General features: G+C 65.1%; 7 protein-coding genes and 1 pseudogene. 4 read left to right on the forward strand and 4 right to left on the reverse strand.

Annotation, left to right across the window (positions count from 1 at the left end; all coding sequences use genetic code 11):
- The 4 genes from EOA28_RS22370 to EOA28_RS22385 form a co-directional block, all read left to right on the forward strand.
- Positions 1-976, forward strand: a 976-nt coding sequence (locus tag EOA28_RS22370) for an ABC transporter permease subunit (RefSeq protein ID WP_148670803.1), incomplete at its 5' end; no start/stop codon positions are given.
- Positions 973-2,055, forward strand: coding sequence for an ABC transporter ATP-binding protein (locus EOA28_RS22375; RefSeq protein WP_127250975.1), 1,083 nt, complete (start codon positions 973-975; stop codon positions 2,053-2,055). The genes EOA28_RS22370 and EOA28_RS22375, both read left to right, overlap by 4 nt.
- Before the next feature lie 56 nt (positions 2,056-2,111).
- Positions 2,112-2,387 carry an AbrB/MazE/SpoVT family DNA-binding domain-containing protein gene (locus tag EOA28_RS22380; RefSeq protein WP_127250976.1) on the forward strand — a complete coding sequence of 92 codons (276 nt, stop codon included), beginning with the start codon at positions 2,112-2,114 and terminating at the stop codon, positions 2,385-2,387.
- Complete coding sequence (locus EOA28_RS22385) at positions 2,384-2,782, forward strand: type II toxin-antitoxin system VapC family toxin (RefSeq protein WP_127250977.1); 399 nt, start codon at positions 2,384-2,386, stop codon at positions 2,780-2,782. Before EOA28_RS22380 ends, EOA28_RS22385 begins: the two co-directional genes overlap by 4 nt.
- A 1-nt stretch (position 2,783) precedes the next feature.
- On the opposite strand, the gene EOA28_RS22390 is transcribed toward EOA28_RS22385, so the two are convergent.
- The 4 genes and pseudogenes from EOA28_RS22390 to EOA28_RS22405 all read right to left on the reverse strand — a co-directional run.
- Positions 2,784-3,581, reverse strand: coding sequence for a phosphodiesterase (locus tag EOA28_RS22390; RefSeq protein ID WP_127250978.1), 798 nt, complete (start codon positions 3,579-3,581; stop codon positions 2,784-2,786).
- A gap of 46 nt (positions 3,582-3,627) precedes the next feature.
- Complete coding sequence (gene ugpC, locus EOA28_RS22395) at positions 3,628-4,734, reverse strand: sn-glycerol-3-phosphate ABC transporter ATP-binding protein UgpC (protein WP_127250979.1); 1,107 nt, start codon at positions 4,732-4,734, stop codon at positions 3,628-3,630.
- Between the two features lie 11 nt (positions 4,735-4,745).
- The gene (locus EOA28_RS22400) at positions 4,746-5,660 is read right to left on the reverse strand and encodes an ABC transporter permease subunit (protein ID WP_127250980.1); all 915 of its coding nucleotides are present in this window, start codon (positions 5,658-5,660) and stop codon (positions 4,746-4,748) included.
- Positions 5,661-5,668: 8 nt separating this feature from the next.
- A pseudogene (locus EOA28_RS22405) lies at positions 5,669-5,809 on the reverse strand (glycerol-3-phosphate transporter permease); the annotation flags it as partial.

The following is a 5,809-nucleotide window of genomic DNA, read 5'->3' on the forward strand; positions in this document are numbered from 1 at the left end:
GCATCTTCTGGCCGAATATGGCCTCTATGTCTTCATTCGCTTCGACACCTTCACCACCGCGATCGTCGACCAGTTCCAGTCGACCTTCAACGGCCCGGCCGCCAACATGCTGGCCGCCGTGCTTGTGGCTTGCTCCCTTTTCCTGCTCGCCCTCGAGGTGATGATACGTGGCGAGGAGCGCTATGCGCGTGTCGGTTCCGGCGCCGCGCGCAAGCAGCAGCGTGCCCGCCTCGGCCGCGCCGCCCTGCCTTGCCTGCTTTTGCCGGCCGGTGTCGCACTGCTGTCGCTCGGCGTGCCCTTCGTCACTGTCGGCCGCTGGCTGCTCGCCGGCGGCGCGGATGTCTGGCGCTGGGACGAGATCGGCCTGGCGCTCGGCCAGACGCTGTTCCTCGCCATCGTCGGCGCTGTGCTCGCGACGGTTGCCGCCATGCCGATGGCCTGGATCTCGATCCGCGCGCCAGGCCGGCTGCAGCGCCTGCTCGAGGGCTGCAACTACATCGTCGGCGCGTTGCCGGGCGTGGTCATTGCGCTGGCGCTGGTGACGATCACCGTACGCGTCGCGCTGCCGCTCTACCAGACGCTGTTCACCATCCTGTTCGGCTATGCGCTGATGTTCCTGCCGCGCGCGCTGATAAGCCTGCGCGCTTCGATCGCGCAGGCTCCGGTGGAGTTGGAGCGTGCCGCTTCCAGCCTCGGCCGGCCGCCAGTCAAGGCACTGTGGGCGACAACCATCCGCCTGTCGGCGCCCGGCGCCGCGGCCGGCATGGCGATGGTGGCGCTCGGCATCACCAACGAGCTCACCGCCACCCAGATGCTGGCGCCCAACGGCACCCGCACCCTGGCGATGGCCTTCTGGTCCTACAGCAGCGAGATCGACTACGCCTCCGCCGCTCCTTACGCGCTGATCATGGTGGCGATGTCGCTGCCGATGACCTGGTGGCTCTACGTCCAGTCGAAGCGGATGGCCGGACGATGAGCTTTCTCGAACTGAGCGATGTCGCCAAGAACTATGGTCCGGTGACGGCGCTGGCCGGTGTCGACCTTCAGGTCGAAAGCGGCAGCCGCACCGCGATCGTCGGGCCGTCCGGCTGCGGCAAGACCACCTTGCTCAGGCTGATCGCCGGCTTCGAGGCGCCGGACCGCGGCCGCATCGCGCTTGACGGCAAGGTGCTCGCCAATGGCGACGCGGCCGTGCCGGCGCATCGCCGTGGGATCGGCGTGGTGGCCCAGGACGGTGCCCTGTTCCCGCATCTCAGCATCGCCGACAATATCGGTTTCGGCATCGCGCGGAATGCCGACAAGCGGGCCGAGCATATCGTCGAGCTTGCCTATATCGTCGGGCTGGACAAGGCGGTCCTGAAACGCCGGCCGCATGAGCTTTCCGGCGGCCAGCAGCAGCGCGTCGCGCTTGCCCGCGCCATGGCGATGAAGCCGCGGCTGATGCTGCTCGACGAACCCTTCTCGGCGCTCGACACCGGGCTTCGCGCTTCGATGCGCAAAGCGGTGGCAGAGCTTCTGGAAGAGGCGGGCATCACTACCATCCTGGTCACGCACGACCAGGCCGAAGCGCTGTCCTTCGCCAGCCAGGTGGCGGTGATGCGCGACGGCCTGTTCTCGCAGGTCGGGACGCCGCGCGAGCTCTATTTCCAGCCCAAGGACAGGATGGTCGCCGAATTCCTTGGCGACGCCATCATCGTGCCCGCCAGGATCGCGGATGGCTTCGCAGTGTCGCGGCTCGGCCGCATCGCCGTCGATACGAAGGAACGGCGCGATGTCGCGCGCATCATGCTGCGGCCCGAGCAGATCCTGCTCAAGCTCACCTCCCGCGAAGGCATGTCGGGCACGCCGGACATGCTGTTCGGCGAGGTGACGGACTGCGAATTCGCGGGCGCCGTCTGCACCGTGGCGGTACGGCTGCTCAACAGCCCGGATCCGCCGGACGCGGCCGCCATCGGCAACACGCCGCTCGTCTTGCGCAGGACAGGCATGGACGCGCCGTCCATCGGCGAGATCGTGCGGCTGACCGTCACCGGCAAGGCGCACGTATTCGCTTAATGTCCGCCTTGAGATAATGCAATTCTGCATTATCTTCAGCAGCCGGAGGCTACACCATGACGACATTGACAGTTACAGCGCGTGGCCAAGTCACGTTCCGGAAGGATGTGCTCAAGCACCTCGGCATCCAGCCCGGCGACAAGATCAGGCTTGATCTTCTACCTGGTGGCCGGGCGGAGCTGAAAGCCGACCAGGGCAAGGGCTCCTGGCAAGAGCTGAGCGGGATGCTCAAGGGCAAAACCAACGGCGCCCGGCTTTCGATCGAGGAGATCAACGATGCGATCGCCGACGCCGGCGCTTCGAGCGGGATGCGCGGAATCGAGCGCGAGTGAAGGTCAGCCTCGACACCAACGTGCTGTTGTGGCTCATTGTCGGGGACGACGAAGCGCAGCAGCAGACCGCAGCCGAGACCCTGGAAAGGGCCGAACTGGTCGCGATCAGCGTTCAAGCGCTCTGCGAGTTCGTTTGGGTGCTGGACAGAAGCTACCGGGTCGCGCGGCCCGACATATCAGCCTCGATCCGTCGCATCCTCGATATGCGCAACGTCGTAGCCAACCGACCAACGATCGAGGCTGGCCTGGCCGTGCTCGACGCCGGCGGAGATTTCGCCGACGGCGTGATAGCGTTCGACGGTCAGTGGCTCGGCGGCAAAACCTTCGTGTCCTTCGATAGGAAAGCGGTAAAGCTGGTCGAAGGACAGGGAACGCCCACACTGCTGCTCGAGTGATCTACCGCACGCGTTGTCCCGTCGCCGGCGACCAGAGCGGCCATTGCTCGAGAAAGTCGTGGCTGTGGATAACGACGCGCTGCCCGTCGATCAGGATGATCGAATAGGCGGGCGGCGCCTGCTCGACCATCTCGTCGCCGACCACGTCCAGCATGAAGCGGGCATGCAGGCCCCGTTGCACCGAGAACGGAATGCCGGCGACGGTGCCGGCTATGTCGCGGTGGACATGGCCGAAGAAGATATAGCGGACATTGCCGTGGCGCGTCAGCACGTCGATGAGCCGCTGCGGCTGCTCGAGCCCGAGCGGGTCGAGCAGCGTAAGCCCGAGCTCGACCGGCGGATGGTGCAGGAAGATATAGGCCGCCTTCCCCGCCACCTCGGCGAGCCTGGCATCGAGCCAGCCGAGCCGGTCGTCGCACAACTCGCCTGTGACGCGGCCTTCCGCCAGGCTGTCGAGGAAAATAAGCCGCCCTTCCGGCGTGTCGAAAACCGACTGCACGAAACCGTTTCCGTCGGTCCCGTTTTCCGGGAAGGCGGCGATGAGGTTGGCGCGCCGGTCGTGGTTTCCAGGCAGCAGCCGGTAAGGCACGGCAAGCCGGCTCAGCGCCGCCTTCAGGTCAGCATAGCTGTCGGCCTCGCCGTCGTCGGTCAGGTCGCCGGTGAAGATGCAGAGCGCCCCATCGCTGTGGCGCTGATTGATATGGTCGATGCAACGATCGAGCCGCTCATTCAGGTTCGCGCCATATCGTATCTCGCGCAGACGACCGAGATGGACGTCCGTAACCTGGATGACCTTCATGCCCCGAACCCTCAATCAAAATGTTCGCAAAGCCGACGGAAAGGGATCACCCTTGGAGCGCCGGCTCCGGCACAGAAGCCTTGAACACCTCCAGCCTACCGCCTGTCTCCGAGGAGAAGAAGTGCAGGTCCGATTCGGCGAACTGCAGGCCGATCGTGCTGCCCGGTTCGGGGTGGACGGCCTCAGACGTCACGACGGAGAACGGCGCGCCGTCGAGATCGACATAGATGACACGTCCGGCGCCCAATTCCTCGATGAGGTCGACCGTCGCCGCGAGCGCTCCGGGCGTCCCCGGCGCCACCATGCGCACCGCCTCCGGCCGGACGCCGACCGCGACCTTCGAGCCCACCGCTAGCCCGGCTCGCGATACGTTGAGCTTGCGGCTGCCGCCGAGCAGCGAAATGCCGTCGAGCGCCACCGTGCCTTCGAGCATGTTCATCGCCGGCGCGCCGACGAAGGTGGCGACGAAGCGGCTTGCCGGCCGGCCGTAGACTTCCGCCGGGGTGCCGACCTGCTCGACGCGGCCGCCATTCATCACCACCAGCCGGTCGGCCAGCGTCATCGCCTCGACCTGATCATGCGTGACGAAGACGGAGGTGGCATTGAGCCGCCGGTGCAGCTTGCGGATTTCCGAACGCATCTGCACGCGCAGCTTGGCGTCGAGGTTGGAGAGCGGCTCGTCGAACAGGAACACCTTCGGCTCGCGGATCATGGCGCGGCCCATGGCGACGCGCTGGCGCTGGCCGCCGGACAGCGCCATCGGCTTGCGGTCGAGCAGGTGCTCCAGTTCCAGGACGCGCGCCACTGCCTGGATGCGCTGCGTCCGCTCGGCGGCGGGAACGCCTGCCACCTTCAGCGAATAGCCGATGTTCTGCGCCACGCTCATATGCGGGTAGAGCGCGTAATTCTGAAACACCATGGCGCAGCCGCGCTCGCGCGGCTCGAGCTTGTTGACGACCGTGCCGTCGATGGCGATCGTGCCGCCGGATATCTCTTCCAGCCCTGCGATCATCCTGAGCAGCGTGGACTTGCCGCAGCCGGAGGGTCCCAGGATGACGACGAATTCGCCCGAGGCGAAATCGAGGTCGACGCCGTGCACGACCTGCGTCTTGGCATAGTTCTTCTTGACGCCGCGAATGGTGATGGAGGCCATTTCCTGTCTCCTTATTTTTCGGTGGCGATCAGGCCGCGCACGAACCAGCGCTGCATCAGCACCACGACGATCATAGGCGGCAGCATGATGATCAGTGTGCCAGCCATGGCGATATGCCATTCCGGCGCGCCGCCGACATTGGGGATGAGCTGCTTCAACTCGGTCACCGCCATCGCATGCGACTGGTCGGTGGTGATGAGCAATGGCCACAGATACTGGTTCCAGGCCCACAGGAACATGATGGTGCCGAGCGCCGCCATGTTGTTGCGCGACAGCGGCAGAAGGATATCGACGAAGAAGCGCAGCGCGCCGGCCCCGTCCATGCGCGCCGCCTCGGTCAATTCGTCCGGCACGGTCAGGAAGAACTGGCGGTAAAGGAACGTGCCGGTGGCGGTCGCGACCAGCGGCAGGATCAGGCCGCTATAGGAATTGAGCAGCCCCAGGCTGAGCTGGACTTGAACCCCCGATATCTTCTCGATCAGCCAGGACAGCCCTGTCAGGTCCATGATCGTCTGATAGGGCTCGAGCACGTTGGCGACCACCGCATAGGTCGGCACGATGCGCACTTCGAGCGGCAGCATCAGCGTGATGAAGATCAACCAGAAGATCAGCATGCGGCCGGGATAGCGGAAATAGACGATCGAGAAGGCGGTGAGCGCCGAGATGATCACTTTGCCGGCGGCAACGCCAAACGCCATGATGAAGGAATTGAGCAGCTTCGGGCCGAGATCGGCCGTCGTCCATGCCGTCTTGATGTTGACCCAGAAGTCGCTGCCCGGCAGCAGCGACATCGGCACGTCGTTGACGTCCTTCAGATTGTGCGAGGCGGCGATCGCCACGATGACGAACGGCGCCACGCAGAAGACGAAGCCGGCGAACAGGATGAGATGCGTGAAGAAATTGAGGATCGGAGTGCGCTCGACCATGACCCGCCTCAACGATAATGCACGCGCCGCTCGATGAAGCGGAACTGGACGATGGTGAGCGCGATGATCAAGAGCATCAGGATGATGCTCTGCGCGGCCGCGCCGGAGTAATCCAGGCCTTTGAAGCCGTCGGAATAGATCTTGTAGAC

The organism is Mesorhizobium sp. M2A.F.Ca.ET.067.02.1.1 (genome assembly GCF_004023285.1).
Classification (GTDB): domain Bacteria; phylum Pseudomonadota; class Alphaproteobacteria; order Rhizobiales; family Rhizobiaceae; genus Mesorhizobium.

What these genes read in the sequence shown, in the direction of transcription:
- EOA28_RS22380 (WP_127250976.1), top strand. Translation starts at nt 2,112, where the DNA reads ATGACGACATTGACAGTTACAGCGCGTGGCCAAGTCACGTTCCGGAAG.
- ugpC (WP_127250979.1), bottom strand. Translation starts at nt 4,734, where the DNA reads ATGGCCTCCATCACCATTCGCGGCGTCAAGAAGAACTATGCCAAGACG.
- EOA28_RS22400 (WP_127250980.1), bottom strand. Translation starts at nt 5,660, where the DNA reads ATGGTCGAGCGCACTCCGATCCTCAATTTCTTCACGCATCTCATCCTG.
- EOA28_RS22375 (WP_127250975.1), top strand. Translation starts at nt 973, where the DNA reads ATGAGCTTTCTCGAACTGAGCGATGTCGCCAAGAACTATGGTCCGGTG.
- EOA28_RS22390 (WP_127250978.1), bottom strand. Translation starts at nt 3,581, where the DNA reads ATGAAGGTCATCCAGGTTACGGACGTCCATCTCGGTCGTCTGCGCGAG.